Consider the following 26,766-nt stretch of genomic DNA (forward strand, 5'->3'; position numbering starts at 1 on the left):
GTGAGCGAACAGTGGGCAAAATCTGCTCAATAACGTCTCATTGATGAGAATGAGACTGGGTTGTTTGGATTGAGCCGTCTTGATCAGAGCTTCCCTAATGGTCTGCTCTGATCTCAGCTGATGGCCGAAGCAAGTTGCTCCAGCTATTGTCACCAGGTATTCGGAGTGCTGCCGTGAGCCTCACCCTGGTCGTCATCCTTTTCCTGCCGTTGGCGCTGGTGGTGCTGGGCTCCAACTGGCGCTCTGCGCTGGCCATCACCATCGCTGTTGGCTTTCTGCAGGATCCCCTGCGCAAAATCACCGACGGCCAGCCTGGCCTGATGGTAGGCCTCGTCCTGATCTTCTTCACGCTCACTGCCGCGCTCTGCTTCCAGCGACGAGGCGGTCTGCAGCTTCAGTGGATGTTCCTGGGCAGCCCCCAGCTGGTTTCGCTGGTACCCCTCTTCCTTGCCATCGTGGGATTCCAGGCTTTCAATTCCTTTGTGCGGTTCGGCCAGCCCACCCTCACCATGATCGGAGTGGGCTTCTATCTGGCTCCCCTGATCGGTCTGTGGATGGGCTACCAGTTGGGGCTGTCGCCCCCAACTCTGCGTGGCTTTGTGGGCCTCTATCTGCTGTTCTCGGTGCCCTGGTCGTTCACGGTGTGGCTTTCCCACCAGGGAGTGCAGTGGGGCAAGCTTCTGAGCGAGGTGGGGGGTGGCATCCTTATTAACTTCTCCACCGATACCGGCTCCATCAGCCAGGCCGGTGCGAGCGGGCTTTGGCGCACCAGCGAACTGGCCGCCATGCATCTGGCGGCCGCAGCCTGTCTTGCCCTGGTGTACGGCTGGTCGAGCCCCAGCCGCTCCACGAGCAATATTTTCGGACTTGGTGCGCTGTTCTGCACGTTCCTCACTCTGCTCACCGGTCGCCGCAAGGCTTTGGTGCTGGTGGTGGCCTTCGTGCTGATCATGCTGCTTTTTCAGATACTGCGAGGTGATGTGCGCATGCGTGACCGCATCCTCACAGGTGTGCTCGGTCCTATTGGTATCGGCGTGTTGGGGGTTGTGGCTTTGTTCCCCAATCTGCTGGTTGACCTTAATCCCTTCCTCTGGCGAGCGTCCACGATTCCTGGCGAACTCTGGCAACGCTTCTGGAATGTTGGATTTAATGCCATCTGGCCGGCGATAGAAAATTCGCAGATCATCGGCCTTGGTGCAGGTGCACTTGCGCAGACTGGCCAGCTTGGAATCAATGTCTCTGGCCAGGTGGCTAACCCCTGGGTGAGCGAGTCTGGCGTGGGTAAGTTGATCACAGAATTGGGCTTGCCAGGTGTTGTGGTGTTGCTACTGATCCTTGTGCAGTTCGGAAGGCTGCTGGTCCGCAATGCCGTTCTGCTGCGGAGCTTCGATCCCTCGAGCAGCAACCTCTATCTCGGATTGCTTGCTTTCTCCCTGGCCAATGTGCCGTTCTTTATTGCCGCAAGTGGAGTGTATGGAGATCCTTTCGTGCTGATCCTCGTGGGCCTGAGTTTAGGAGCCTTTCTGGCGCTTCCTACATATGTTTATACACACACCGTGGAGCAAATAAACCAGTCGTCTTCTGCTGAGCTGGAACCAAACTCTGGCTCGATCGCCTCGGTTTCATAAGCTTTTTCATTATTTATAGGATTATTCAGCTTTTAGAACTTCGGCATATGGACTTGAGCTAAAGCGAGGCGATTTCCAAGATAGATAGTCTTGCCCGTCCCAGACGATTCGGTTGAATCCATGGCGTCCAAGAACAGTTGATATCCTCGATAAAGCTTTTGCTGTTGCCTCGGGAGACTGTGGATTGTCCCAAAGTTCAATGTACACAACTCTCAATCCAAGCAAATCTTTTGGCAACTGCTCGATGAGGTCTATGTCATACCCTTCGCAGTCTGATATGTAGATGTCGGGCTTGGGAGCCTTCATAATATTCAACAGCGTTTCAAACGTCACTGACTTTACCTCTTGGACTTGGCCTTCCTTGTGGCGCGGCAATATCTTACTGGATTTTGAGATTGAGGCGTGCAAGGTGTTGAGCGCGCCATTCTCCGCATGACTTGGAATTCTCATTGAGAGGATCCCGTCATGTTTGGAAACGCAGGCATTGAAAAGCTCCGTTGAGGCTGCGTAACGCTTCGAGTTCAGCTCAAGTTTTTTGAACGGTTCGCTCAGTGGTTCCACCCGTGTAGCATGAATCCCCTTGTGCCTGATCAGTAGAGCATGGATCGGATCCGCAGTTTCTCCATCGTTAGCGCCAACCTGAAGGATGGAGACATTCTGATACCTAAGCATTTTTCGAATGATCTCCCTCAACGTATGTGAGGGCCGAGGTTTGGCGTAGTACCTCCAGAGTGGTTGAGCAATGAGCGATGAGAACTTCATCATGTTGTGACTAATTGTTTTTGCCTGTCTGCTGCGGAGCAAGTGTAAGAGATGAGGCCCTATCCAACGCATTCAGCATTGCATCAATCATTCTTCCATCTGGTTCTCTTGGGTTGAAAATGTCAATCAACTGATTCCGTTGCGGCTGCAGCCCCCAGTTGGCCAGGGACTTGCCTGGCGCCGTCACGGCTGTCTGCTGCCCAAGAAAGCTTGCCCAGGCCGAAAATGTAGATGACCCTGTCCCCAGCAGGAGGCGGCAACGGCCTAGCGTAAGCAGATCAACAAGCGCGTTGGTGGGTGGGAGAACCCTCACATTACCCAGTTCAAGTAGGGGTGCGAGTTGTTTTGTGTTTCCATCAGAAGAGATTACAACAGGAATCTTCTCGGTGGCCTCTCTTCTTAGCACTTGCAGTGTTTCTACAAACCACTCGATTGGTGTCTGCTGGAGCCATCCTACCCATTTTGCACCAGCACCTTCTCTTGGAGGGGGTTTAAAGTCTCCAAACCGCAAATGCATTCCGATGATCGGTTCTGGGTATGACCAGACGGTCTGAAGGGAGCGACGTCTTGTGATACTGAGTAAGTCGGCACGTAGTTGGTTGTGGAATGCATTCAAGGGTTGAAACGAGCAGGACAATCGATTAAAAAGAATGAGAGAACCTTTCTGTGTGGCTCCCAAAATGTCCATTTCTTCGTAAGAGATCACTCTGCCTGTCATTCGAGCTGCCATTCCTCGCCACCAAGGCAAATCATCCGCCCTTCTACAAAACAGTCCAACATAGCCTACCTGTGAGAGAGGGTTGCCACTAGGTAATGTGCCTCGAAGAATGTGACCGAAAACTGGCCTCCACCAACGTGGAGCCACGAACCTTGCCCCCGATTGATAGCAAAATACTTGGCACTCTCCCCACTGAAACAGGCGATTTCCCAGCCCAGAGCCTTTCATGAACTGGGGTGTGGCGAGTAGGCCTCGGCCATGGCCATAAGGAATAATTGAGGGCGTCAAGCTAGGCCAAGGCTAACTGCCATTGAAGGGGAGCTGATCAAATATAGCCCAAGTTTAATCATCGACGCTGCCTGGCGAAAAGACTATGGGTTCGCTCGCCGTGGATTGACTCCATCGTTGCTGACCACGGTTGCGAAGAACTTTCTTCTTTCTCAATGAGTTGACATGGAGTATGATAATAAGTATTTCCGGAGGCAACATCACTCAGGCGTATGCGATCAGCCTCTCTGGTAGTTCGTCAAGGGAATGACGAAGTTTCTCGTCTATTGAGTGGGAACTGTGGTTTTCGTCGCTGTAGATCGCGTCCAATTGCTCTCCTGACTTCTTGAGCTTGGGATGCCTAGGGATGGTCGTCTGTCTCCTGGATAATATAGAACTTGCGAGTCCATGTTCGCCATGATCAAGTGGTTTACGTGTCAACGACTCTTCGCTTCTACAGGAGCATGTTTCAACACATCAAGTCTGGCGTTCATTCAGATAATTCTGGAATCAGCCTTGTGAAGTATGACCGAACAGCCCTATGTAATAGTCGAGGATCCCACTCATATCCTCTCCTCCAGGATTCGCCTGGTCTGGCAAAACACGGGCATCGATGAACAACTGCTGTTCCCTGGCTCGCACCGAGTTGCGCCAAGGCGGATTTCTGGCAGCCAGACAGCGAAGCGGAAATGAATTCAACTGGCCCTTATACCCTATTTAACCTTGGTGAGATCTTTGTTCAAAGGGTCATGGCTGAGTTCTTTTTGCTTGTGTACCAACTTTTCCAGGCTTTCTGCCGTCACGCTGTGTGCTGTGCTGCCCAGCAAACCCCTTGATGTTTGCATCGGGTGACAAGCATCCTCCGCTGTGTCGTCCTCGCAACAAACACCAACCTGGCCCGGTCCCCGGCGGACCGGAATTTCAAGGAGTGATGAGCTTTCCCTCCGCCCCTTCGTCGGTAAGCAGCTTGTGTGAAGCTGCCAGGGCGGTATGCTTCTCGGACGCCCGGCTGCGGCTGGAGCCCTACGGCGACGACGCTCGTTTGCAGCAGATTCGCTCCTTCTCGTTCGACTGCCGCTTAGCCCGCCCCCTGCTGGCCGTCCCTGCTCTTCCCGAGCTGCAGGGGGCCACTTATCTCGGTAAGCACCACCGCCATCGGCTCTCTGGTGTGCCATGTCTTGAGCGTCTTCCTGGTTCCCGAAAACGATCCGGATTCACTGGTCAACGGGATGTGTGAGGCGCTGCCAAGATGTACCTAGCACAATGCCTTTCCGGATGAAGCGATGACCTCCCCCCTGGAGCCGAGTCCGGAGCCAATCCACGTCACCCGCCCGCACCTGCCGCCTCTGGCCGATGTGGTGAAGCTGCTGGAGGGGGTGTGGGAACGACGCATTCTCACCAATGGTGGCCCGTTGCACGAGCAGCTGGAGGCAGAACTGGCCGGCTATCTGGGCGTGGAGCACGTTTCGCTGTTCGCCAACGGCACCCTGGCCCTGCTTGTGGCTCTCAAGGCCCTGCGTCTGCAGGGCGAGGTGATCACGTCACCCTTCTCCTTCATCGCCACCAGCGAGGCGCTGAGCTGGAACGGCATCGAGCCGGTCTTCGCCGATATCCAGCCCCGCTCCTTCAGCCTCGATCCTGCCAGTATCGAGGCACGCATCACTCCCCGCACCAGCGCCATCCTGGCGGTGCACTGCTACGGCTTCCCCTGTGATGTGGAGTCCATCCAGCGCCTCGCCGATGACTACAACCTGCGCGTGATCTATGACGCCGCCCACGCCTTTGCGGTGGATTGCCATTGCGGTTCTCTGCTGCAGCACGGAGATCTCTCGATCCTCAGCTTTCACGCCACCAAGGTGTTCAATACCTTTGAAGGCGGTGCGATCATCAGCCCCGACGCCAAGACGAAAAAGCGCATCGACCGCCTCAAGAACTTCGGATTTGTCGATGAGCTGACGGTGGCTGTCAATGGTATCAACGCCAAGATGAGTGAGTTGCATGCGGCCGTGGGGCTGGCACAGCTGCCTGGGATCGAGGCAGCGATCGATCGCCGCCGGGCGGTGGCGGAGGGCTACCAGCGCCATCTTGCCGGCATCGAGCACCTGCATCTGCCCGATTTCAACCAGGCCGCGCGACCCAACTATGCCTACTTCCCGGTACGAGTGGACGACGCCTCGCCCATCAGCCGTGATGGCCTGGTGGACCACCTGCGCAGCCACGGCATCATTACGCGCCGCTACTTCCACCCCCTGATCCCCGAGTTTCAGTACTACCGCAGTAATGCCAGCGCCGATCCGGCCCTCTACCCCGAGGCGGTGCGGGCGGCGCGCCAGGTTCTCTGTCTGCCCATCTATCCCGATCTGGCCCTAGAGAGCGTGGAGCACATCAGCGGTCTGATTCGCCAGCCTCTCTCCGATCGGAATGATGGCTGACAATCCCGGAACGTGAACTCCTCTGCCAAATCGCCTCAACGCAGCGGACCTGACTCTGCGGAGCGGGCCAGCTCCGGTCTGGTCATCGTCCAGAACAGAGAAACGCAGTTCGATGCACCCCTTTACAGGCTGATGCACCATATGGGCGTCTGTCCTCTGCTGGTGATCTACGCCACTCCGGCTTCTCCTGGCGCCGAGGTGGATGACGAACTCGGATTTCCTCCTCAGTGGGATCACCTCGCGCCCCAGACCTATCCCTGCCGCACCCTCGAGGCTGCAGGGCCCCTGGCGATCCTGCGGCTGGCCTGGCAGCTTCGCCGTTGCCGCCCGGCACTGGTTGTGATCTGCGGCTACTTCCCCCGCTCCCAGCTCCTGCTGGCGGTTCTGCTGCGGTTGCTGGGTCAGCGCATCGGGCTGCGCTCCGACAACACGCTCAGCCACACCCATTTCACCGGCATCAGGGGGAGGCTGCGCCGCCTCGGGGTGGGCTGGATCCAGCGGCTCTTCCATGTCTGGCACCCCGTGGGAGAGCAGGCCCAGGCCTACCTACGCACGCTTTCCGGCATCGAGCGCCCCAGCTATCGCTTTGCCTATGCCGTGGATAACGATTGGTTCGCCTGGCAGTCTGAAGCTGCCCGTGCCGATCGGGCCAGCTTTCTTGCTCAGAGGCAGTGGCCGGCTGAGGCCTTCGTTGTGCTGGGGATCATGAAGTGGACGCACCGTGAGGATCCGCTCACGCTGGTGTTTGCCTTCCAGCAACTGCTGAGCCAGTGCCCCTCAGCCAGGCTGATCCTGGTCGGCGATGGGCCTTTGCGTGTGGCGGTGCACGAGGCGATTGCGCCGCTTGGGGCAGCGGTGCACACCCCCGGCTACGTGGCTTACTCCCAACTCCCCATTTGGTATGGCCGAGCCGATGTGTTTGTGCATCCCGCCCCCGATGAACCCTGGGGGGTGTCGGTGCAGGAAGCCCTGGCCTGCGGCCTGCCGGTGCTCGCCGCCACGGGTGTGGGGGCCGCCGCTGAAGTGATCACTTCTGGAGAGAATGGATCAGTGTTCACCAGTGGCGAGGCCCCAGAGCTGACGGCCCTGTTGGCAGCCATGGCCCGGGATCCTGAGGCCCTTGCGAAACAGAAGCCCGCCTGCCAGGGGGCGGCTGATCACTGGCATTACAGGCACACGATCGCTGCCTTCCAGCGGGCCCTGGCCGAGTGCTGAGCGGATCGCGGCGCCTCAGTGCAACCCCGATCCTGCTGGTGGGGAATTACCTCCCCGACCGCCAGGTGAGCATGCAACGGTATGGGGAGCTGGTGGAGCGGGCCCTTCGCCTGTTGGAGGTGCCTGCCCGCCTGGTACGGCCTGAGCCGATTCTCTCGCGCTGGTGTCCAGCCCGCTCGCGTGTGTTCCGCTGGGCCGGTTTTATCGACAAGCTGGTGTTGTTTCCCCTGCGCTTGCTCTGGATCGTGCACCGGCCAGGCGGAGCCACCCCCCCCCTCGTCCACATCCTTGATCAGGGCAATGGTGTCTACCTTCCCTTGATCGGACACCGGCCCCATCTGCTCACCCTGCACGATCTGATTGCCCTGCGTGCCGGCACCAGCCAGAGCACCACGAACCCCTCGCCTCGCTTCAGCCTCTACCAGTGGATCAATGCCAGGTGCCTGCGCCGCTGCCGGCGCCTGCTCTGTGTTTCCGCGGCCACCCGTGCGGATGCTATGGCCCATTGGCAGCTCCCCATCGAACGTTTGCCGCTGATTCCGAACCCGGTGGATCCGTTCTTTCTGGTACCGGATCCCCAACGGCATCAGGCCCTGCCGGAGCGCTACTGGCTGCATGTCGGCAGCAGCGCCTGGTACAAGAACCGCTTGATGGTTCTGCGCATTCACGCCGCGTTGTTGGATCGTGGCATCCACATCCCGCTGCTGTTGATCGGTGAACCGCTCAACAGCCAGGAAGAGGAGCTGCTGGCAGCCCTCGGCTCTGGCAGGCTGGTCATGGCGCTTAGCGACGTGGACGACAGCCTGGTTCGCTCCGCCTACGCCCACGCCGAGGGCCTGATCTTCCCTTCGCTGGAGGAGGGGTTCGGCTGGCCTGTGCTGGAAGCCATGGCCCAGGGGTGTCCCGTCTACTGCAGCAATCGCGCTCCGCTCACGGAGCTGGCCGGTGATGTGGGGGTGCTCCTGGATCCCCTCGATCCTGTTGCCGCCGCCGGCACGATTGAGGCTGACGGGCGTGATCAGAAGGCGCGCTCTCAGCGGCTGGAGCCGGCCAGAAAGCGGGCCGCCAGCTACAACCTGAAGGCGTACGGCAGGGAACTTAAGACGCTCTACGCCAACATCGCGGGAGTGCCGCTGTGAAGGTTCTCCATGTGATCCCCTCGATCAGCCCCCTGCGCGGCGGCCCCAGCGTGGCTGCCCTCGAGATGACGGCCGCCCTGCGGCAGGTGGGGGTGGAGGCGAGCATCCTCACCACCAACGACCACGGCTCCGGCAGCCGCAGCGATCTGCCGATCGGGCGGTGGACCGACGTCGACAGCGTGCCTGTGTTGATGCTGGGGCGCTGGGCTGCGCCAGTCGTTGCCCTGCGCGACTTCGCCTTCACGCCTGGTCTTGCCCGCTGGCTGCGGACCCATGGGAACGAGTTCGATCTGTTGCACGTGCATGCCCTGTTCTCCTACCCCTCCACTGCCGCCATGGCCTTCGCCCGCGGCGCCGGCCTTCCCTACGTGGTGAGCACCATCGGCCAGCTCTGCGTGTGGAGCCTGCAGCAGGGCCCACGGCGCAAGCACCTCTACCTGCGTCTGCTGGAGCGCACCAACCTGGAGGGGGCGGCGGCTCTGCACTTCACCACCACCGCCGAGCAGGAAGAGGCCCGGCAGCTGGGGCTCACTGCGCCGGGTCTGGTGCTGCCCCTGGGGGTGAAGGCACCGCTCGGGCTACCCATGCCGGAGGCTGCCCCACCGGTGCGATTTCTGTTTCTCTCCAGGCTCCATCCCAAGAAGCGGCTGGAGGTGCTGCTCGATGCCCTGGCCCTGGTGCAGGCCCGTGCGCCGGGTGCCTCCTGGCAGCTGGCCATCGCCGGTGATGGCGAGGCCGACTACATGGCGGCACTGCGCCGCCGGGCGGACGATCTTGGAGTGGGCGATCGCTGCCGCTGGCTGGGTTTTCTGGAGGGGCAGGTGAAGTGGGAGGCGCTGGCCAAAGCCCACTGGTTCGTGCTGCCCTCAGCCTCGGAGAACTTCGGGATTGCCGCCATCGAGGCCCTGGCCGCCGGCACGCCCCCGATCCTCTCTCCAGAAGTGGCCATCGCCGAGCAGATTCAGGCGGCCGGCGCCGGCTGGGTGGTGCCGGGCCAGGCCGAACCCCTGGCCGAGCGCCTGATCGCCGCCCTGGCGGGTCCACCGGCGGGGATGGTCGCGGCGGCGCGGCAACTGGCGGCCGAGGCCTTCAGCTGGGAGGTGATTGCCGCGAAGCTGAAGGCAGCCTATGGCGAAAGTCTCCAGGCCCGCCGGCGGCCGTTGCTCTGAACGGTGATGCCTGTGCAGTCCCTGGACCAGATCACCCCGCTGATCCTCACCTATGACGAGGAGCCCAACATCGGCCGGGTGCTGGAGAGGCTCACCTGGGCCCGGCGGATCGTGGTGATCGACAGCGGCAGCACCGATGGCACCCTTGAGATCCTGAGGCAGCATCCCCAGGTGGAGGTGGTGAAGCGCTGTTTCGATAGTTTCGCCTGTCAATGCAATTTCGGGCTGGAGCAGATCAGCGAGGGCTGGGTGCTGAGCCTGGATGCCGACTATCTGATCACCGGCGGGTTGCTCCAGGCCATTGCGCGGGTCGTCGGCGGCGAATCTTCATCGATGGCTGGCTACAGGATTCCCTTCCGTTACTGCGTCTTCGGCAGGCCCCTTTCAGGCACGGTGCTTCCCCCCCGAATTGCCCTGTTCCGCCGGGAAGCCGGTCACTACGTGGATGATGGCCACGCCCATCAACTTCTGCTCCAGGGCAGCTGCGGCGATCTGAACGAGCCCATCCTTCATGACGATCGCAAGCCGCTGGCCCGCTGGCTCTGGGCGCAGGAGCGTTATCTCCGGCTGGAAGTGGCCAAGCTGAACTCAACCCCCGCGGCGCAGCTCTCCCTTGCCGACCGCCTCCGCCGCCTGCATGTGATTGCCCCCTTCGCCATCCTGTTGCTCTGCCTGGTGTGGAAGCTGGGCCTGCTGGATGGCTGGCGCGGCTGGTTCTATGCCTTCCAGCGGATGTATGTGGAGCTGCTGTTGAGTTTGATGTTGATGGAGGAGCGGTTGAAGACGGCGGCCCGCCACTGAGCAGCAGCTCGGGCCCTGTAGAGAGCCAAGCCTGAGGAGATGTAACCCCCTGATGCTCAGCTATGCCGTCCTCCAGCCCGGCGCTCGCCACCACTACGCCGTGCCGGCAGTGCTGGCCCGCGCCGGCAGCCTGGCCGCCTTCTACACCGACATCCACGCTGAGCACCGTTCCCTGCAAACCCTGGCGCGATGGCTGCCCGGCGGTCTGCGTCCACCCCCCCTTGAGCGCCTCCTGGGCCGGCGCCTGCCGCCGGGGGTGCCGCGACAGCTGGTGCGCGACCAGCCGCTCGCCACGCTCTGCCGCGGCGACAGCGCTGGCCTGGTGCTGCGCCGCGCCCTGCGGGAGCGTTTTGCCGGGGCGGAGGCCGTGTACACCAACTTCGTTGCCAACGACCTTGACGCCGTCCGTCAGGCCCGCGACTGGGGCCTGAAGGTGGTGCATGAACAGTTCCTCGATCCAGCGGCCGGTCGGCTGCTGCTGGAGGAGCAGCGCCGTTATCCCGGCATTGAGCCCTCGGGCCCGGGCGAGGCGACCGTGGAGAGGGAACTCCGCCGCAGTCAGGAGAAATGGACCTTGTGTGATCGGGTGCTGGTGCCGTCGGCCCACTGCTTCGAGACCGCCGTGGCGCTGGGCTGTGATCCGGCCCGGCTGCGGATCGTTCCCTATGGCGTGCCGGAGCAGTGGTTCGCTCTGGAGCCCGATCCCCAGCCTGGCCGGGTGCTAGTCGTGGGGCAGGTGGGTCTGCGCAAGGGCAGCCACGTGCTGGCGAGAACCTGCCGCCTGCTGCAGGCGAGGGGCCTGCGCTTCGAGTGCCGGGTGGTGGGTCCGCAGCTGGTGAACGTGAGCGATCCCCTCTTCCGGGGCCCCACCTATCTCGGTGCGATCCCCCGCAGCCAGATCCAGCAGGAGTTCCGCCGCGCTGATCTGTTCGTGCTGCCCACCCTCGCCGAAGGCATGGCACTCTCGGCGCTGGAGGCGATGGCCTGTGGCGTGCCGGTGATCACCACACCCCAGTGCGGGTCTGTGGTCCGCGACGGTGTCGAGGGGTTTCTCGTGCCGATCCGCGACGCCGCGGCACTGGCCGATCGCATCGAACAGTTGCTGGCCGACAGGGCCCTGCGGGATCGCCTGGCGGCGGCGGCCCGCCAGCGGGCCCTGGAGTACAGCTGGGCGCGGTATGGCGAGCGGCTGCTGGCGGCGCTGGGGTCGATCGGCGCATGAACGCCCTGCTGGCCCTGCACCGCATCGGCCCGTATCACGACGCACGCTTCCAGGCCGCCCTCGCCCATCTCGATCTGGAGGTGCTCGAAACCCGGCCCCACTCCCAGGAATATCCCTGGAGCTTCCAGCCTGCCGGCACCTATCGCCGCCATGCGCTCCATGGTGCCGCCGGCCCGGAGCAGGATCCACACGCCCTCTCGCTCGAGCGGCAACTCAGCGCCCTGCTCGATGGCCTGCAGCCGGATGTGGTGCTCACGGTGGGATGGGCCGACCGGGCTTACCGGCAGCTGCTCCGCCAGGCCCAACTCTGCCGGATCCCCGTCGTCCTGATCGCCGACAGCCGCTGGCGGGATCGGCCGCGACAACGCCTCCAGGAGTGGAGCAAGCGCCTGCTGCTGCGCCACTTCAGCGCCGCGCTCGTGGCCGGCCGCGAAAGCCGCTCCTATCTCGAGGGGCTGGGGTTCCCTCCACCAGCCATCTTCCAGCCCTGGGATGTGGTGGATAACGCCTTCTTCGCCGCTGAGGCCGCCCGCGCCCGTGGGGAGTCGGCACCACCGCCGCTGATCGGCCAGCACCATCTAATCTGTGTGGGTCGCGCCATCCCCGAAAAGAATCTCGACGGATTGCTGGATGGCTACGCCGCCTATCAGCACCAGGGCGGCGGCTGGGGGCTGCGGCTGATCGGCAGTGGTGGAGAGGGACCGCAGGCTGGGCCCCTGCGTAAGGGGATCGCCCGGTTGCCGCGGCCGGAGTGGGTGCGGCTGGAGCCCTTTCTCGATCAGCATGCTGTGGCCCGCGCCTACGGCCTGGCCTCCGCTCTCGTGCTGCCCAGCCGCAAGGACACCTGGGGGCTGGTAGTGAATGAAGCCATGGCGGCGGGGCTGCCGGTGATCGTGAGCACGGCCTGCGGCTGTGCCGCTGATCTGATCACCCCCGGTGAAACTGGCTGGCTGTTTGACCCGGCGGATCCGGCCCAGCTCAGCGCAGCTCTGCACCGCGCCGAAGCCCAGCCGCCCCCCCAACGGGCGGCCATGGTGGCCGCCGCACGGCGGAGGCTGGAGGCGTTCAGCCTGGCTGCTTTTGCCGGTGGCCTCAAGCAGGCCGTCCACCAGGCCTATCGCCATCCACGCGTTGCGCGGGGAGCGGCTTCTCTGGCGCTGGCGCTTGCCTGCCGGTTGGAGGATCTCCCAATTCAGGGAAGAAACGCTTCCAGGCTCTGACCCCAGCGCAGTCCTTCCACAGCAGCGAAGTGATGGTCGTAGCTGAACAATGCCGTGCCGTGCTCCAGGCAGGACGCAGCGATCCAGAGGTCGTTGGTCGGAATCGGGGTTCCGCGCTGCCGCAGGCCTCGGTAGATCAGCGCATAGGTGTCGGCTGTTGTGGTGGTCAGAGGCATGGCACTGACCCGTGGGGAAGACAGGAATTGCGCCAGTTGATCGCGGTTGCGTTCTTCTCGCGTCCCACAGGCAAACCCAGCCAGTAGTTCCCCCAGAACCACAGTGCTGAGCTGGATGACATCAGCCTTCTGCACCACTTTGGTTGCCACTGGATCCGCTTGCAGGAACGCTGCGTAGGTGTTGGTATCGAGTGCAATGGGCCGCATCAATCCCAGAGCGCTGGATCAATGGCATCAAACGGCGCAACGGCGTTGGAAAAGGCTGCGGCGTCCTCGTGATCCCAGGCCCCGATCAAGGCATCGAGATCGTGGTGAGTATCGGACCCGGGGGCTGCCGAGGAACCTTGCAGCACCTGCAGGACCCTGCGGTTCAGGCTTACCCCCCCTGCCCGCGCCTCCTGTTTCAGGCGCTGCAGCCGAGCATCATCCAGCCCTCTGACACTGATATTTGCCACCAGTTAGCCTGCATGGTGATAGCTTGATGGTAGCAGTGAATCCCTGTGCGCTCCTTCCGTTGCAGGATCTCGCCGCCTACCGCCTCCCCCCCTGGTGGACTCCCGGCGCCCCACGCTGGCGTCAGGCCCTCTGGCTGCTGCTGGGCCAACCGCTGCTGGCCTCGGACCTGCCGGGCACGCCCTGGCGCAAGAGGCTGTTGCGGACGTTCGGGGCGCGGATCGGGGGCGGTGGCCGGATCAAGCCCAGGCTGCGGGTGAAATTTCCCTGGCGCCTGGTGGTGGGCGACCACTGCTGGCTGGGGGAAGCGGTGTGGATCGACAACCTGGCTCCGGTGAGCCTCGGCGATCGGGTGTGCCTCTCCCAGGGCGCCTATCTCTGCACCGGAAACCACGATTTCCGCTCGCATGGTTTCGAGCTGAAGGTGGCGCCGATCCGAATCGACGACGACGCCTGGATCGCCGCCCGCGCCGTGCTGGCCCCCGGCACCGAGGTGGGTGCCGGATCCGTTGTGGGGTTGGCCGCGGTGGCTTCCGGCCTGATCGAGCCGGGCGTGATCATGACCGGCAATCCGGCGATGGTGGTGGGTCGCCGTTAAGCACCTTGCCTATGCTCCGGCAGCAGATTGATCCTTTGACCCTGCCTTCCCAGCCGGTTTCGATCCTGCACGTCTCCCGCACCGACGGGGTAGCTCCAGGGGGTGTCGACTGCTCCGTAGGGCAGCTCGTTGAGGCTCTGCAGCAGCGCGGGCAAGCAGCCCAGTGGTACACGAGTTCAGGTCATTGGCCCGGGCTGGGCGACTGCCGCCTGGCCGATCAGGTGCGATCCCTGCGGCCCGATCTAGTTCACGTTCATGGCCTCTGGCAGTTCCCCACCCGCCTGGCGCGGTTGCTGGAGTCGGAGTTCCCCGTGGTGATCGCTCCCCACGGCATGCTCGATCCCTGGGCTCTGGCCAGGCGCCGCTGGAAAAAGGCTCCTGCCTGGCATCTCTGGGAACGCGGAACGCTGGCCCGTGCCCGTTGCCTGCATGCGCTCAGCCCCTCCGAGGCCCGGGCGATCCGGGCGCTCGGATTTCGTGGACCCATCGCCATCCTGCCCAACGGCACACCAAGCCTGGATCAGTCCAGGCCACGGCCCCTGCCGCCGTGGAGCGGGCGGGTGCCGAACGGCGAGAGGGTGCTGCTGTTCCTGGGCCGTCTGCACCGTAAGAAAGGCGTGGCCCCGTTGCTGGAGGCCTGGAGCCGCCTCAGCCAGGAGGCGCGGCGTCAGGGTTGGTGGCTGGTGTTGGTGGGTCCGGGAGAGTCGTTGCACCGGCACCTTCGCCAAGGGTCTGCAGGCCTCGACCGCTGCCTGGTGTTCGGTCCTCGGTTTGACGCTGAAAAGGAGGCGTGTCTGGCAGCCGCCTCGGCATTCGTGCTGCCTTCCCTGAGTGAGGGGCTGCCGATAGCCGCGCTCGAGGCGATGAGCTGGCAGTTGCCGGTTCTGCTCAGCCCGGCCTGCAATCTGCCGGAGGCCTACGCCGTGGTCGCAGCGCTGAGGGTGGAGCCGACTGCTGACGACCTTGAACGGATGATTCACCAGCTCATGCACCTTCCCGAGGCCGAACTAACGGCGATGGGCGCTCGGGGAATGGCGTTGGTGGAGGCGCAGTTCAGCTGGCCTCGGGTGGCAGCCATGACCGCCCAGCTCTACGACTGGCTGCTCGGGGCGGCGGAGTGTCCAGAGTTTGTGGAGCAGGAGGCGGCTGGCTCGTGCTGAGCCCCACCAGCGCCGATGCTCCCCCGCCTGAGCCAGCGCTCCTGCTGATCATTCCCACCCTGGAGTCGCAGCGGCTGCTGCCGCGGCTGGTGGAGTCGCTGCGTCGGCAGACGTTCACGCGCTGGCGGGTGCTGTTCATCGACGGTCCCAGTGGACGCGACCATCGAGCCTTTCTTGATCAGCTCTGTCTCAAGGATGCTCGGTTCGGCTGGCAACCCCAGGATCCTGCCGAGCCTGGGATCTTCGGCGCCATGAACCAGGGCTTCGCTGCCGCCGGCCCCCACGAGTGGCTGCTGTTCTGGGGATCCGACGACTGGGCCGCAGCCGAGGATGTGTTCTCGCGGGCCGTGGCTGCCCTGGCCGCCCTGACTCCGCAGCCGGATCTGCTGGTGTGCCGGGGCCGCTACGTGAGTTCACCTCCGGGGGATGCCACCCCGGGGCGGTCCACGGCCTTCCGCTGGCGAGGCACCTACCGCCGATCGCTGTTCCTGGGGTCCACGCCGCCCCACCAGGCCACGTTGATCGGGCCCGGCGCCCGCCAGAGGCTGGCCCGCTATGCCCAGGGCTTTCGCCTCTCCGCTGACCTCGACTACTTCCTGCAGCTCTCCCGCTGGCCCGATCTGCGGGTGCAGGTGCTCGATCTGGAACTGGTCCACATGGCGCCAGGTGGCGTCAGCGGCGTGCAGCATCGCCGCCGCCTGCAGGAAGTGCGCCATGCCTACCGGCGGGCCTTCGGCTGGTGCTGGCCCGTCCCGTTCCTGATGCGCTACCTGCAGAGGATCATCAGTGCGTTGCCGTGAGCCCGCTGCCCTGGCCGCGATCGCGGCGGCCGGCGTCTGGCTGAGCTGGCCCTGGCTGGCACCACGGCTGTGGCCCGCCGCTGGCGGCGCAGCGATCGTGGTGCTCGCCGAGGACCCACGCCGCACCATCACAGCCCTTGATCTCTGGCAGCAGGATCCCACGCACCAGCTGGTGATCCAGGGTTTCCCCTACCTGCAGGGCATCGCCCGCCGGCAACTGGCGGCCCGCCAGCCGGGGCCGGCGGCGATGGCACGGGTCACCGCGCTCACCTGCGGCGTCGATACGGTGGGCCAGCTCACCTGTCTGGCCGACTGGATCCGGCACCGCCACCGGACCATGCCCCTTGGTCAGGTGACGTTGGTGAGCGATCAGCCCCACCTGCCCAGGGTCCTGGCCATTGGCGAGATCGTGCTGGGCGGTGCGGGGATCCGGGTTCAGGGTTTGGGGGTGCCGATCGATGAACCCTCCGAGCATCCGTTGCGCCGGGTGCGGGATCAGTGGCGCGCGCAGGTCTGGCGAGCGACGGGCTGGGATGGCAGGCTTTATCGATGAGGCGATCAGGACGTACCACAGCCTTTCAACGATGTGCCACATCACAGCACATACTTACGTTCCCTGTTTCTCAACTTGATTTCGCCCCATCAGGCCAAGCTGATGCCGCATCGTTCAAGCTGTTGCGCTGCAATAGCGTTTTCTGAGGGCAAGCAAAGGTGCGAGGGCGATCAGGGAGATTGCTGCTGGGGGGAGTGCCGGAACAGGAGTGGTGATGGTGCCTGTGACGCTATTGGGATTGAAGGTGGCAGTGCCTAAGGTATTTTGAAAGCAGGTACCGTTTCCCGCGAAGCTGACGCAAACATTTCCGATGCTGCCTGGGGTTAACAAGGACAGGGAAGTGTTGGGCGCTTCGACCAATGGGCTAGACAATGTAAAGATCAATTGGTTGGGGGACACACCTGTGAAGGTCAGCTGGTTTCCGCTGGTTGATCCAGCAGTAAAGTTAATTGTCGACGGACTTTCGCCAGTAGCTGTGATCGCAACGTTGCTGATCGAAGAGCCGGTGAAATTGAAGCTGCCTGAAAAACCGACCGTAATTGTCCGTGTGCTGGGGTTGCCGGTTCTTGGGGCTGTATAGGTAGCTGTGACGTTGTTGAGGGTGTACTGAATCGCCTTGGCTTCAGCACAGAAGGCAGAGATGGACAGGGCTGCTGCGGCGAGGAGCCCGTAGTGCCTGGAATGAACTTTCATGATAAGCACTAAGCATTTCTACCTTAACCACCTATCGGCTTTCTTTCTGGTCGGCTATGTCAGCAAGCACGCATGGGTCCACGTGTGGACTAACCTGTCGTAGGTGCAGGGTCTCAGGTGATGCGAACCGTGAATGTGCATGAGGCCAAAACCCACTTCTCACGGCTGATCGATGCGGCCCATGCCGGCGAGACGATCCTGGTGGCAAAGGGCGGGCGGCCCTGGGCCAGACTCGTCCCACTGGAGGAGCCCCAGGCCAGGCGGCAACCCGGCGTGCTGCGCGGACGGTTGCACTTGCCGGGGCCTCAGGAGTTGATGGCTCCACTCCCTGAAGAGGAGCTGCAGGCCATCGAGACCTCCTTGCTTCCCTGATGGAACTGCTGCTCGACACCCACGCCTTGCTGTGGTGGCTGGCCGAACCGGAGCGCCTCTCTGCAGCGGTGCTGGAGGTTCTTGGTGATCCAGAGCAGAGGGTGTTCGTGAGCTCGGCGTCGGCCTGGGAAATCGCCACCAAGCATCGCCTGGGTCGGTTGCCATCCGCCGAAGTCCTGATGCAGGAGGGATGGAACCTGCTGCAGGCTCAGGGATTCGTCTCCCTTCCAGTGAGCTGGCGCCATGGCCTGCGGGCCGGCGGCTACGCCTTGGCTCATCGTGATCCCTTCGATCGGCTTCTCGCCGCTCAGGCGGAACTCGACGACCTCACCCTGGTCACCGTCGATCCCGCCCTGGCGGCTTTTCCCTGCCGCAGGCTGTGGTGAGCGAGCCGCCCACCCTGGTGCTCTTCGGGGCTGGCAGCCTCTGCGGCGAGGCGCTGATCGAGCAGCTTCCGCTTGACACGCCCTGGCTGTGCCTGGGCCGCCGCCAACCCCCAGGCACAGCAGGCCATCAGTGGCGTCTGTGTGATCTGAGCGACCTCAGCCCAGAGGGCCTGGCGGCCGCAGCCTCTGCTCTGCCGCCGGGTCCCCAGATCTGGATCGCCTTCGTCCACATCTGGCTGATGGCACCCTTTCTCGAGGCCCTGCTGGCCAGGCAGCCGCAGGCTCTGGCTGGTCTGCGCAGGGTGGTGGCCTGTTCCTCTTCGAGCGTGATCACCAAGCGTTTCGAGGGCAACCGCTTCGATCGGGAGTTGGTGCAGCGCCTGAACAATGCCCAGCAGCAGCTTCTAGACACCTGCGCGAGCCTGAGCGTGCCGGCCTGCATCCTTGCCCCCACTCTTATTTACGGCCGCACCGAGCACCACGCCGACCGCAATGTGGAAGCTCTCCGCCGCCTGCTTCGGCGGCTGCCACTGCTTCCCCTTCCCGCCCACACGGGGCTGCGCCAGCCGATCGCCGCAGCGGATCTGGCGGCCGTGGCGCTGGAGCAGGGACGGGCGTTGCTCACAGGTGCAGCGGACTCGGCGGTGCTGCCTGTAGGGGGGGATGAAACCCTGAGTTACCACGACATGTTGGAGCGCATTCAGGCGGGTGATCCTCGTGCGGCTTACTGCCGGATGCTGGCTCTGCCCACGCCGCTGTTTCAATGGCTGGCCTCGGTCCTGCTGCTGGTGTCGCCGAAAACGTTCGCGGCCGTCCAACGGCTGAGCGCCGATCTGGCGGGCTTCCCCCGAGCTGCCGACCTGCTGAGGCGGGCGCCCCGGCCGTTTGACGTGCAGGCCCCATGACCACCGCCGCGCTGCCGCCGCCCTGGGTCAGCGTGCCGCTGGCGGGCCTGGCCTGCTGGCTGCTGCTGCTGCTGCTGCTGCCCCTGCTGCTGCGCGGGCTGCTCGATCAGCCCAACGCCCGCAGCGCCCACAGCGCACCCACCCCCAGGGGGGGTGGCGTGGCGTTCGTGCTGGTGGCCGCGGCGGGGAGCCTTGCTGGTACGGCTGCGCCGCCGCCGATTCCGCTGCTCTCCCTGCCCCTGGCGCTGGTAGGCCTGCTGGATGATCGGTTTAACTTGCCGGGGGCACTTCGCTACGGGGTTCAGCTGGCCACCGCTGGGGCCTTGCTGGCTGCCTGGCCGGCGAGGCTGCTGAGCGGTTGGGTCGGCTGGCTGCTGCTGGCAGTGATGGTGGTCGCGATCACGGCGGTGATCAACTTCTTCAACTTCATGGATGGCCTCGACGGGCTGGTGGCTGGCTGCTCGGTGGTGCTGTTTACGGTTGCTGCCCTGAGCCTGCAGGCCGGCTGGCTCTGGCCCCTGGTGGGGGCCCTGCTGGGCTTCCTGATCTGGAACTGGAGCCCGGCGCGGGTGTTCATGGGGGATGTAGGCAGCACCTTCCTCGGGGCGGTGTTCGCTGGGATGGTGCTGCAGGCGCCCACCGCTGCCTGCGGCCTGGCGTTGCTGCTGGTGGCCTTGCCGTTACTGGCCGATGCCCTGATCTGCGTGCTGCGGCGGCTGATGGCCGGCCAGCCGGTGTTCCAAGCCCATCGGCTGCACCTCTACCAGCGCCTGCAGCAGGCCGGCTGGTCACACCGTCGGGTCTGCCTGGCCTACGTGGTGGCCACCACGCTGATTGGGGCGGCGGTGCTGGCAGGTGGCGTGGTGGCTGGGTTGGCCGCTGCGGCTGTGGTGCTGGCCTGGGGTGTGGCGCTCGATCGCACGCTGGCGGTGCCGTTTTCCACGACCGTTCAGCAGGCCGAGGGGCGGGGAGGCTGAATCCATTCGGGCCATCCCTACCACCCCGAGCCCAACAAGCGACAAGCCCAGACCAGCTGTGATCAGCAGCCAGCCACAGGAGCGGACGCGCGTGACAAGCCGGCCATTGGGCTCTAATTCCAGCACCAGGTCAGATCGCTTTGCACAGCTCGGCAAACTGCGCCAGAAGAAGATGGCCGACCTGCTGGTGCGGGGCGTGGATTCCATGCTGGCCGTAGAGGCGGATACCGTCTGTCCCGCGCCAAGTCCCTTGGCGCAGGTCAACTTCATTGTCGGCGGACAATGGGCAGATCCTCGACTTGGTGCGTCCAAGCGGCAATCATCTCCTGGGTAGTGTTTGGGAGCTCATGGAGCACCATTCCCCCAAGTCGGATCCACTCCAGGAGGCGGGGTGCGACCGTCGTAGGAACCAGGGGACAGACCACGGTGACCACCGGCCGGGGCGACACCAGCAGTCCTTGTTGCCGCGAGAAGAAGCGCCGAAAGGCCGCTCGGTCATGCTCGGAGCGATGGCCGATCAGAGGGCGAAACCAAGAATCTGCCCCACGATCGTCATCACCTCGTCCAGCTGGGATTCCTGGAGTTGGCCCATTGGATGGGGGCGCGCCCCTCTGGCGCGCCAGTCGAAGGATTTGATCTGCTGGCAGAGCACATAGCTGTGGCTGCCGGGTCGATCGGGGATGGGGCCAAGATCCACGGCAAGTGTGGAGCCACGGTTGTAGGCGGCTGAGGTCATCGCACAGCCCACCACCAGACCCACGATGGAGTGGAGGGGAGCCGTGGACAGCACCACGAAGGGATGGAGATCCTTCATCTCACGACCAGCCTGTGGGTTGTGGTCGATCCAGATCACATCGCCACGATCGGGTATCCAGCCCTGGATCCCACGGCGGAGGCTCACTCGACAACCTCAGCCCCGATCGGCTTACAGGCCATGGCCTCGGTGGGTTCGCCAGGAAGGGGCTCATAGGCCGCCAGCCGCTCCGCCAGGGAAAGGCGACGGTGCACGGGCCGGATCAGAACCCCGTCGGCAACGACGGAGAGTTCGACGGCCTGGTCTTCCGTGAGCCGTGCCTCCCGGGCGATGGCCGCGGGCAGGCGGATGCCGAGGCTGTTCCCCCAACGGCGCACGGCCAGGCGGGAACGAGTGGGGGCCATGAAGAGGCGGCGTATAAACAAAAGTATAGACCTCTCCTTTGGCGGAGGCAGCCGAAGGCGCCCCAGCAGCACCTACGATCTGTCAGGCGGCCCAGAGTTCCGCCAGGTTGATCGCCAATCCCGCCAGGACCGGCTCGGCGGAAAGAGAGGCGGAATTCACCAGCCGCCGGGGTTCACCACGGGCCGGCCACACCTCCACCGTGCGGCTGTCCGGGATCAGCAGCCAGCCCAGGCTGGCGCCATTAGCCTGGTAGGCCGCCATCTTCCGCTGCAGATCGGGCAGGTGGTCACTATCGCTGAGCAGCTCCACCACCAGATCCGGACATAACGGCGGAAAGGCCCGTTGCTCCGGTTCGCTGAGTTTGTTCCAGCGATCCAGGCACACCACCGCCGCATCCGGGCTGCGCACGGATCCATCCGGCAGCAGGAAGCCGGTGGAGCTGTCGAACACCTTCACGGGCAGCTGGGCCTGCCGAGCCGCCAGCCAGAGAAGCGAGACGAGCGTGCTGTTGCGAGCCCCGGTGGTTCCTCCGGTGGGTGTCATCGTGACAAGCCGACCATCGGGCTCCAGTTCCAGAACGGCGTCAGGATTCGCTTCGCACAGCTCGGCGAACTGCACCGGCGTGAGGCGCAGGGCACCGCTGAGCTGGCGAGGAAGCGTGAGCATGGTTCGAGGCTAGGAGCCGAGAGCACGAATCACAGCGAGGAGACTTCGGCTAGATCCATGGTCAGGCGTTCACGCCATCCCCATCGCCCCCCGCAACGCCTGCTCCAGGACGGCCATCTCCTCAGCACTGAGGCTGGTGAGGGGGCCTTCACCGATTCGTGTGCGCTCAAGGGCACGGGGCTGTTCGGCCATGGCATAACTCTCGCGCAGGAGCCGATCACGGGCGGGCACGCTCACCCGCAGGGCCTCGGCACCGCGGCGCTGCTGGGTTGTGAGAGGCACAACGAGCACTGTGGCGAGACCCGCTTCCGAAAGCGGATCCGCCTGGATCACCACCACCGGACGGATCTTGCCCACTTCCGCGCCATGATTCGGGTGAAGGCACGCCACCCAGATCTCGCCGCGGCGAATCAGCGCCACCAGGGCCCGTCCACAGCATCGGCACCGCCACTTACGGCATCTGTCTCCGCCCGCTCCGTGGCTTCGTTCTCGGCCGGGAGGAAGTCGGCCGCGGTGGCGAGGGCTTCGGCGCAGGCCGCTGGGTCGGAGGCCAGCACCCTGGCGGCGGCCACCAGGGCCGCTTCCAGGCGCTCGCGCTCCCTGCGGGAGAGGAGTGCTTCCAAAGCTTCTCGGATCAGCTGGGAGCGGGGCTGGCCGCTGAGGCTGGCTTCCTGGCTGAGCTTTCGTTCAAGATCCTCAGGCAGTCTCAGGCTGACGGCACCCATGGAGCACATTCTGCAAGTTTTTCTGTATCTCAAATTGTAGTACGGCTCATCGAGGCCTCGACGGCACGGCTGCAGTGCCGTTCGAATTGGCATCCATTCAGAAGGTGTGACGAATCCGTCGGTGCCCCTCCAGGCCTTCCAGATCTGGCGGGTGTGATGAGCTGCAGCCCAGGAAAGGCCTGTTGATAGCGGTGGGCATCACGCGTGAGCAGCCCGAAGCGCTCGATCACCGCATGGGCACCGATCAGGAAATCCGGGAGGATCATTTGACGTGTGCCACTTCTGGAGCGGTAAGCGCCATGGGCGCGGGCCGCCAGAAAGGCGGCTTCTCGGGGAATCGGCCGATAGGTGTAGATGTGACGTGGCAGCGCCTCATCCACCGCCTCGATTCGTTCATAGGCAAAAGCCACCTCGCCATAGATCACCGCATTGATCGCAACGGGTCCAGCGGCCAGGCAGCGGGCCAGGTGCTCAGCACTCAAGGATTCCCACTGAGGATCGGCGGTGATCACATCCAGCAGCACACAGGAATCCACCATCACCCCTGACGGGCTGGCAGCAGCCATCAGGTTTCTCCTCGGCACAGGGCCAGGATCGCGTCGGTACTGAGCCCGGAGCGCGGCTGGTGGGCCCGCAGCCTGGTTATCGCCTCCTGGGCCCGCTGCTGCCCCTCGTCTTCCACCTTCTCGAGCACCACCCGGTCGCCAACCAGCCGAAACTGCACCTCACAGCTGGGATGCAAGCCCGCCTGCTCACGAATGGCCTGGGGGATCGTGACCTGTCCCTTGCTGGTGATGCGCACCCAAACTCTCCCACGTCTCAGTAAGAATCTTACTTGTGCGGCGAAGGTGTCACGCACTCCGTGATCGCCGACTGCGGCATCGAGGCTGACCTTGCTGACCTCACGCCCTATGAGGGCTACCCGGCCCGGTGAAGGGATTCAGCACCTCCACCCCTGTGGGGATGAAATGGCGAACGTTGCGTGTCACCACCTGCAAGTTGTGCTCCAGCGCCGTGGCCGCAATCATCAGGTCAGCGCCGTGATGCCCGATACGGGCTGAAAGTTGGCCCCAGCGTCGGGCGATGGAGCCATCCACTGGAAGGATCCGCTGGCCATACAACAACAGCAATCCCTCCAGCCAGCCCTGCAGACGCCTGGCGAATACGGCATCAACATTCTGCTTGATCACGATGCCCCGCTCGATCTCTCCCAGGCTGATCACACTCAGATAGAGATCATCGGAATTCAGCTCACTCAGCCAGGCCACCACGCCTGGATCCCGCTCATGCCTGCGCAGTTCTGAGATCACGACCGTATCCAGTAGAAACACTCACTCCTCCCAGGGCCGGGGCTCCAGTTCAGCGCGCTCGATGCTGCCGTCGTCCTGAGGCAGCTCCAGCAGCAGCTCCACCAGGCTGGGCTGGTGCAACTGCTCGAGACGGCGCAAACGTTCGTAGTCCTCAACTCCCAACACCACCGTGGCGGGTTTGCCACGCCGTGTCACCAGTTGGGGTCGACCGGCCATGGCGGCGTCTACCACTGCGCTGAAGCGGTTTTTGGCGTCCTGCAGGGTCCAGATTTCCGATGTCATGGCCTGATCCTGGCTAGTCAAACAAGCTAGCTAGCTGATTAAGAGCCGAAAAGAACTGTCCTTGATGAGGAGCAGGTGATTCCCCTGGAGCGGATCCAGGCGGTTGATCCCCGCGCGGCCCGCAGCCAGCTCTTCATGCTGCCCAACCCACGGTTTCAGTGGCTGGCTTCGCCGTAAACCTTCGAGGCGGTGTTGCTGTTGAGCGTGGATCTGGCAGGTTTCGCCCGCGTCCCCAGGGCTGATTCAAAGTCTTAACTCGAGCTTGGTTTTGGCTTTCTCGTCGTCATCGCCAGTAGCGCCGTGATGTCGTGAGTTACGGCCTGCATGCCGGCTCGAATCGACTGAAATCCAGCCAGTCGGAGCAGGTTGAGGGCTGCCGTCCTGAGCGTGGCCATCGCCCCAGCTCCATTGCCCTGGTAGCGGTGGGCATCTTCATGGAGCTGGGTGTCACGGATCCAGTGCCAGCTCTCAATGCTCCAGCGGTCGCGCACCAGTTGCAGCAGGGCTTCTGGGGTGGTCCGCAGGCTGGTGAGGAATCGGTGCGTGGCTTTGAGCGGCTTGCCTCCTCGGGTGCCGTTGGCGTTCAACTCAACGATCCAGCTGGTGCCTCTCCAGGCCTCACGGATGTGCTCCGGTGCCTGTTTGGCGCGGAGCGTCCAGGTGATGGCACGACCATGAGCCTCCTCGAAAACATCTGCCTCAACAGGGATGTGGCGTTTCCCCTGGAACTGGCATCGGATCTGGCGATGCAGTGTCTTCTGGTTGGCATTCACCGTCAGGAGGAAGTCGGCCCCCTGCTCCTGGAGCTGATGAAAAACGGTCTCTGGGTGTGGAGGGCATCCGCCTGGATCAGCACCCCCTCCAGGTTGAGGTCGCCCAGTAGCTGTTTCAGCACCGCCCGCTCGTGGTTCTCACCGGTGGCGTAGCAGGCCTGGGAGATCGCCACACCCAGGGCGGCCGAGTACAGCGTCACCTGTGCAATGAACGCCGAACCACCGCCAGCGGTGGGCTCGATCGAACCCCGCAGCGTCTTGCCATCACAAATCAGTTGGTCCAGTTCCGTTGCACCACCAGGGATCTGAGCGATCGTCCAGTCACGGATCGCCGTGCAGAGTGCCGCCACATCCACCTGCAGGAAGAAGTAGCGGAACGCCGAATCCGATGGGGGCCGCCGCAGTTCAAGACCCAGCTGCTGAGTGAGCACCGAATGGTGGCGCCGAGCGAACCGCTCCAGATCCCTCAGGCTCTGGCAACCGCTCAGGATTCCGAGCACCGCCACCAACAGCAGATACCAGGCCGAAATGCGGACCCCACGCCGCATGCGGGTATCCGGAATCGCCTGCAGGAAACTGATCAGATCAAGATCCGTTGCGGCAGAAGCGGTTTTTAGCACAAGGACGGGGCGGTACCACCGACTGAACCCCACAAAGGCAGCCCAGGCCAGAGCGCCTGTGACACACTTTCAATCAGCCCTGTCCCATCCCGACCGAAGACAGCCATCGATGACAACGACACCCCAGCCGCGCGGCCTGTGAACCTCAACCCGCAGTACACTCCATTTTGGTGCTCAGCTCAGCACCCCGAGCGGACAACTTTCCTGATAGGCCCCGAGGACACATTGTAGACAGTTGGCAAAGTGCCATGCAGCGGGAAGCTGAAGCCAGCAGTATGGCAAAATGTCAAAAGCTGTATAGATAACGTGAATCTACTCAAAAAGCTTTTGGCTGTAGGTACGATTGCTGTCAGTTTTATTTTCCCGAGAAATGCCCAAGCTATATCAAACTTTTCATTTTTACCAAATCCAGTAAGTTATCAATATTGTAATGAGTTTAATGGAGGGACAGGGGTTAACTGTAATACAGCCACCACATCCACTGAGACTTTAGTATTTACATCAGCAAATTTTACTTTTGATGGTACCAATATTGTTGTTACCTCACCATTTACTGCAACAAGTACCATTGAGAAGCCCGGAACTTATACTCTCACATTTACCAATGGCACTTACAGTACAGCCACTAATTTGTTGACATTTACCGGTCCAAATGTTGTATTTAATCTAAGTCCTACTGGAACTGCTTCTAAGCCAACTACTTATTCGATTAGTTTGACTAATCCCTTGATTGATTTAAATAATCAACCAACAATCAATTCTATTGGTACTTACAGCCTTGCAGGTCTTAGTACAGTTTGTACTGTATGGCAAAACAATGGCAATGATAAGTGTCTTGAAGGCGATCTCCAGGCAGTTCCGTCACCGTTTTCCCCATTAGCAGCAATTCCTCTTCTGTTCTTAGGTCGACTACGCCGAAGGTATACGCTGCCAGCAGCCTAAGACATAATTCTTCTGCCTTTAATTGGCTGCTTCAAATTTTTATATTGCAAGTTAATGCGTAGTTGACTGTGGATTCCCTATAAAGAGCCGTAGACAAGACCGGTCCTTTAGTGGTGGTGGATGCGCAATAGCGGAGCCCACAAGACTGGCTATACAGTGACCGGCAAATCATCCCACTTGGGACATGGATCATTGTTGGCACCGCAGTCCATGGAATTGAGATCAAGAAGACTCCTAAGCCAAGCGAAAAGGAATACAAAAAAGAGGTGCAGCAGCCTCAAGATCTTATCCGGGCACATCACAAGGAAGCTCATTGAAATTGAACCCTCAGCGCCAGCGGATAGTCTGGCAATGATCAATTTCAAGGGGTATTTGCGCTTGCCTGTGCCAAAAACGCCTTCCACCTCATTGCGTCGGCGCTGATCGGCAATAAGCTGTTGCCTGTGAGCTGCATTAACCTCTGGATCCTTGGGTGGCCTGCCCAGTCGTTTACCCGACAGCCGGATGCCAACTCTCGCGCAAAAGTGTCGGTTCTTGGCATTGATGTAGATGCGATCCGCGCAGATGCGTTCTGGATAGCAGTCATAGTCTTGTTTGTACTTTTCAGCCTGCGCAATCAGGTCATTACCTTCGTTATAGGCAT

Annotated in this window: 34 protein-coding genes and 1 pseudogene; 18 read left to right on the forward strand and 17 right to left on the reverse strand. The window is 62.6% G+C overall.

Translation table 11 applies throughout. The features are described 5' to 3' along the window. Positions 1-401 precede the first annotated feature (401 nt). Positions 402-1,628 (forward strand): hypothetical protein, encoded by a 1,227-nt coding sequence (locus CJZ82_RS16295; protein WP_143593727.1) that lies wholly within the window; start codon positions 402-404, stop codon positions 1,626-1,628. A 21-nt stretch (positions 1,629-1,649) separates the two neighbouring features. Here CJZ82_RS16295 and CJZ82_RS16300 read toward each other — a convergent pair whose 3' ends face one another. Both CJZ82_RS16300 and CJZ82_RS18105 read right to left on the reverse strand, forming a co-directional pair. After that, on the reverse strand, positions 1,650-2,321 hold the full coding sequence (locus CJZ82_RS16300) for an FkbM family methyltransferase (protein WP_158218614.1): 672 nt from the start codon (positions 2,319-2,321) through the stop codon (positions 1,650-1,652). Positions 2,322-2,400: 79 nt separating this feature from the next. Continuing rightward, entirely contained in the window at positions 2,401-3,096 is a 696-nt protein-coding gene (locus CJZ82_RS18105; RefSeq protein WP_143593728.1) for a hypothetical protein, read from the reverse strand. Between the two features lie 1,210 nt (positions 3,097-4,306). Here CJZ82_RS18105 and CJZ82_RS18520 point away from each other — a divergent pair. The 8 genes from CJZ82_RS18520 to CJZ82_RS16335 all read left to right on the forward strand — a co-directional run bounded on the left by CJZ82_RS18520 (position 4,307) and on the right by CJZ82_RS16335 (position 12,573). Further along, positions 4,307-4,612: a hypothetical protein gene (locus CJZ82_RS18520; RefSeq protein WP_158218615.1), complete on the forward strand. Its 306-nt coding sequence runs from the start codon at positions 4,307-4,309 to the stop codon at positions 4,610-4,612. 46 nt (positions 4,613-4,658) lie between these two features. After that, positions 4,659-5,807, forward strand: coding sequence for a DegT/DnrJ/EryC1/StrS aminotransferase family protein (locus CJZ82_RS16305; RefSeq protein ID WP_094556806.1), 1,149 nt, complete (start codon positions 4,659-4,661; stop codon positions 5,805-5,807). A 141-nt stretch (positions 5,808-5,948) separates the two neighbouring features. Next, the gene (locus tag CJZ82_RS16310; protein ID WP_158218616.1) at positions 5,949-7,022 is read left to right on the forward strand and encodes a glycosyltransferase family 4 protein; all 1,074 of its coding nucleotides are present in this window, start codon (positions 5,949-5,951) and stop codon (positions 7,020-7,022) included. Then, complete coding sequence (locus CJZ82_RS16315) at positions 7,016-8,161, forward strand: glycosyltransferase family 1 protein (RefSeq protein WP_094556808.1); 1,146 nt, start codon at positions 7,016-7,018, stop codon at positions 8,159-8,161. Before CJZ82_RS16310 ends, CJZ82_RS16315 begins: the two co-directional genes overlap by 7 nt. Next, on the forward strand, positions 8,158-9,330 hold the full coding sequence (locus CJZ82_RS16320) for a glycosyltransferase (RefSeq protein ID WP_094556809.1): 1,173 nt from the start codon (positions 8,158-8,160) through the stop codon (positions 9,328-9,330). Before CJZ82_RS16315 ends, CJZ82_RS16320 begins: the two co-directional genes overlap by 4 nt. A 6-nt stretch (positions 9,331-9,336) precedes the next feature. After that, positions 9,337-10,131 (forward strand): glycosyltransferase family 2 protein, encoded by a 795-nt coding sequence (locus CJZ82_RS16325; RefSeq protein ID WP_094556810.1) that lies wholly within the window; start codon positions 9,337-9,339, stop codon positions 10,129-10,131. A 52-nt stretch (positions 10,132-10,183) separates the two neighbouring features. Next, the gene (locus CJZ82_RS16330; protein WP_094556811.1) at positions 10,184-11,353 is read left to right on the forward strand and encodes a glycosyltransferase family 4 protein; all 1,170 of its coding nucleotides are present in this window, start codon (positions 10,184-10,186) and stop codon (positions 11,351-11,353) included. Beyond that, positions 11,350-12,573: a glycosyltransferase family 4 protein gene (locus CJZ82_RS16335; protein WP_094556812.1), complete on the forward strand. Its 1,224-nt coding sequence runs from the start codon at positions 11,350-11,352 to the stop codon at positions 12,571-12,573. Before CJZ82_RS16330 ends, CJZ82_RS16335 begins: the two co-directional genes overlap by 4 nt. On the opposite strand, the gene CJZ82_RS16340 is transcribed toward CJZ82_RS16335, so the two are convergent. Next, positions 12,546-12,956: a type II toxin-antitoxin system VapC family toxin gene (locus tag CJZ82_RS16340; RefSeq protein WP_094556813.1), complete on the reverse strand. Its 411-nt coding sequence runs from the start codon at positions 12,954-12,956 to the stop codon at positions 12,546-12,548. The two genes, CJZ82_RS16335 and CJZ82_RS16340, sit on opposite strands and share 28 nt — an antisense overlap. Continuing rightward, complete coding sequence (locus CJZ82_RS16345; RefSeq protein WP_094556814.1) at positions 12,956-13,204, reverse strand: hypothetical protein; 249 nt, start codon at positions 13,202-13,204, stop codon at positions 12,956-12,958. Before CJZ82_RS16345 ends, CJZ82_RS16340 begins: the two co-directional genes overlap by 1 nt. Positions 13,205-13,263: 59 nt before the next feature. On the opposite strand from CJZ82_RS16345, the gene CJZ82_RS16350 reads away from it, so the two are divergent. The 4 genes from CJZ82_RS16350 to CJZ82_RS16365 are packed head-to-tail and all read left to right on the forward strand — an operon-like array spanning position 13,264 to position 16,313. Beyond that, positions 13,264-13,800, forward strand: coding sequence for a WcaF family extracellular polysaccharide biosynthesis acetyltransferase (locus CJZ82_RS16350; protein ID WP_233130333.1), 537 nt, complete (start codon positions 13,264-13,266; stop codon positions 13,798-13,800). 35 nt (positions 13,801-13,835) lie between these two features. After that, positions 13,836-14,960, forward strand: coding sequence for a glycosyltransferase (locus tag CJZ82_RS16355; protein WP_158218617.1), 1,125 nt, complete (start codon positions 13,836-13,838; stop codon positions 14,958-14,960). After that, positions 14,954-15,760, forward strand: coding sequence for a glycosyltransferase (locus CJZ82_RS16360; protein ID WP_233130334.1), 807 nt, complete (start codon positions 14,954-14,956; stop codon positions 15,758-15,760). Before CJZ82_RS16355 ends, CJZ82_RS16360 begins: the two co-directional genes overlap by 7 nt. After that, entirely contained in the window at positions 15,747-16,313 is a 567-nt protein-coding gene (locus CJZ82_RS16365) for a hypothetical protein (RefSeq protein ID WP_094556817.1), read from the forward strand. The genes CJZ82_RS16360 and CJZ82_RS16365 overlap by 14 nt, the downstream gene beginning before the upstream one ends. A gap of 114 nt (positions 16,314-16,427) precedes the next feature. Here the strand turns inward: CJZ82_RS16365 and CJZ82_RS18110 are convergent, their stop codons facing one another. Beyond that, positions 16,428-17,006 carry a hypothetical protein gene (locus tag CJZ82_RS18110; protein WP_143593731.1) on the reverse strand — a complete coding sequence of 193 codons (579 nt, stop codon included), beginning with the start codon at positions 17,004-17,006 and terminating at the stop codon, positions 16,428-16,430. Between the two features lie 120 nt (positions 17,007-17,126). Between CJZ82_RS18110 and CJZ82_RS16370 the strand changes: the two genes are divergently transcribed. Genes CJZ82_RS16370 through CJZ82_RS16385 form a run of 4 tightly spaced genes read left to right on the forward strand, consistent with a single transcriptional unit; the run spans position 17,127 to position 19,646 of the window. Beyond that, positions 17,127-17,378: a type II toxin-antitoxin system Phd/YefM family antitoxin gene (locus CJZ82_RS16370; protein ID WP_198949821.1), complete on the forward strand. Its 252-nt coding sequence runs from the start codon at positions 17,127-17,129 to the stop codon at positions 17,376-17,378. Next, the gene (locus tag CJZ82_RS16375; RefSeq protein ID WP_094556819.1) at positions 17,378-17,764 is read left to right on the forward strand and encodes a type II toxin-antitoxin system VapC family toxin; all 387 of its coding nucleotides are present in this window, start codon (positions 17,378-17,380) and stop codon (positions 17,762-17,764) included. The genes CJZ82_RS16370 and CJZ82_RS16375 overlap by 1 nt, the downstream gene beginning before the upstream one ends. Continuing rightward, complete coding sequence (locus tag CJZ82_RS16380) at positions 17,761-18,669, forward strand: hypothetical protein (RefSeq protein WP_143593732.1); 909 nt, start codon at positions 17,761-17,763, stop codon at positions 18,667-18,669. The genes CJZ82_RS16375 and CJZ82_RS16380 overlap by 4 nt, the downstream gene beginning before the upstream one ends. Further along, positions 18,666-19,646: a glycosyltransferase family 4 protein gene (locus CJZ82_RS16385; RefSeq protein ID WP_094556821.1), complete on the forward strand. Its 981-nt coding sequence runs from the start codon at positions 18,666-18,668 to the stop codon at positions 19,644-19,646. The genes CJZ82_RS16380 and CJZ82_RS16385 overlap by 4 nt, the downstream gene beginning before the upstream one ends. A 130-nt stretch (positions 19,647-19,776) precedes the next feature. On the opposite strand, the gene CJZ82_RS18525 is transcribed toward CJZ82_RS16385, so the two are convergent. From CJZ82_RS18525 to CJZ82_RS19195, 11 genes and pseudogenes are all read right to left on the reverse strand, one after another. Further along, the gene (locus CJZ82_RS18525) at positions 19,777-19,929 is read right to left on the reverse strand and encodes a hypothetical protein (RefSeq protein WP_158218618.1); all 153 of its coding nucleotides are present in this window, start codon (positions 19,927-19,929) and stop codon (positions 19,777-19,779) included. Positions 19,930-20,163: 234 nt separating this feature from the next. Further along, entirely contained in the window at positions 20,164-20,547 is a 384-nt protein-coding gene (locus CJZ82_RS16390; protein WP_094556822.1) for a type II toxin-antitoxin system PemK/MazF family toxin, read from the reverse strand. After that, on the reverse strand, positions 20,544-20,804 hold the full coding sequence (locus tag CJZ82_RS16395) for an AbrB/MazE/SpoVT family DNA-binding domain-containing protein (protein ID WP_094556823.1): 261 nt from the start codon (positions 20,802-20,804) through the stop codon (positions 20,544-20,546). Before CJZ82_RS16395 ends, CJZ82_RS16390 begins: the two co-directional genes overlap by 4 nt. An 82-nt stretch (positions 20,805-20,886) precedes the next feature. Next, a complete protein-coding gene (locus tag CJZ82_RS16400) occupies positions 20,887-21,471 on the reverse strand; it encodes a Uma2 family endonuclease (RefSeq protein ID WP_094556824.1) in 585 nt (194 codons plus the stop codon). A 69-nt stretch (positions 21,472-21,540) separates the two neighbouring features. Continuing rightward, positions 21,541-21,891, reverse strand: coding sequence for a type II toxin-antitoxin system PemK/MazF family toxin (locus CJZ82_RS16405; protein ID WP_198949822.1), 351 nt, complete (start codon positions 21,889-21,891; stop codon positions 21,541-21,543). After that, positions 21,882-22,196, reverse strand: coding sequence for a ribbon-helix-helix protein, CopG family (locus CJZ82_RS16410; protein WP_094556833.1), 315 nt, complete (start codon positions 22,194-22,196; stop codon positions 21,882-21,884). Before CJZ82_RS16410 ends, CJZ82_RS16405 begins: the two co-directional genes overlap by 10 nt. Before the next feature lie 29 nt (positions 22,197-22,225). Further along, positions 22,226-22,762: a type II toxin-antitoxin system VapC family toxin gene (locus CJZ82_RS16415; RefSeq protein WP_143593733.1), complete on the reverse strand. Its 537-nt coding sequence runs from the start codon at positions 22,760-22,762 to the stop codon at positions 22,226-22,228. Then, positions 22,762-22,998 (reverse strand): AbrB/MazE/SpoVT family DNA-binding domain-containing protein, encoded by a 237-nt coding sequence (locus CJZ82_RS16420; RefSeq protein WP_094556826.1) that lies wholly within the window; start codon positions 22,996-22,998, stop codon positions 22,762-22,764. Before CJZ82_RS16420 ends, CJZ82_RS16415 begins: the two co-directional genes overlap by 1 nt. 100 nt (positions 22,999-23,098) lie before the next feature. Further along, positions 23,099-23,527: a type II toxin-antitoxin system VapC family toxin gene (locus CJZ82_RS16425; RefSeq protein ID WP_094556827.1), complete on the reverse strand. Its 429-nt coding sequence runs from the start codon at positions 23,525-23,527 to the stop codon at positions 23,099-23,101. Then, positions 23,528-23,788 carry a type II toxin-antitoxin system Phd/YefM family antitoxin gene (locus CJZ82_RS16430; RefSeq protein ID WP_094556828.1) on the reverse strand — a complete coding sequence of 87 codons (261 nt, stop codon included), beginning with the start codon at positions 23,786-23,788 and terminating at the stop codon, positions 23,528-23,530. A gap of 251 nt (positions 23,789-24,039) precedes the next feature. Further along, positions 24,040-25,214 (reverse strand): annotated as a pseudogene (locus tag CJZ82_RS19195) (ISAs1 family transposase). 273 nt (positions 25,215-25,487) lie between these two features. On the opposite strand from CJZ82_RS19195, the gene CJZ82_RS18115 reads away from it, so the two are divergent. Next, a complete protein-coding gene (locus CJZ82_RS18115) occupies positions 25,488-26,123 on the forward strand; it encodes a hypothetical protein (protein WP_143593734.1) in 636 nt (211 codons plus the stop codon). A 149-nt stretch (positions 26,124-26,272) separates the two neighbouring features. Here the strand turns inward: CJZ82_RS18115 and CJZ82_RS16445 are convergent. Then, the coding region (locus tag CJZ82_RS16445) for a transposase (protein WP_143593735.1) at positions 26,273-26,766 on the reverse strand (494 nt) is incomplete at its 5' end.

The sequence above is a fragment of the Synechococcus sp. 1G10 genome (assembly GCF_002252625.1).
Taxonomy (GTDB): Bacteria; Cyanobacteriota; Cyanobacteriia; order PCC-6307; family Cyanobiaceae; genus Regnicoccus_A.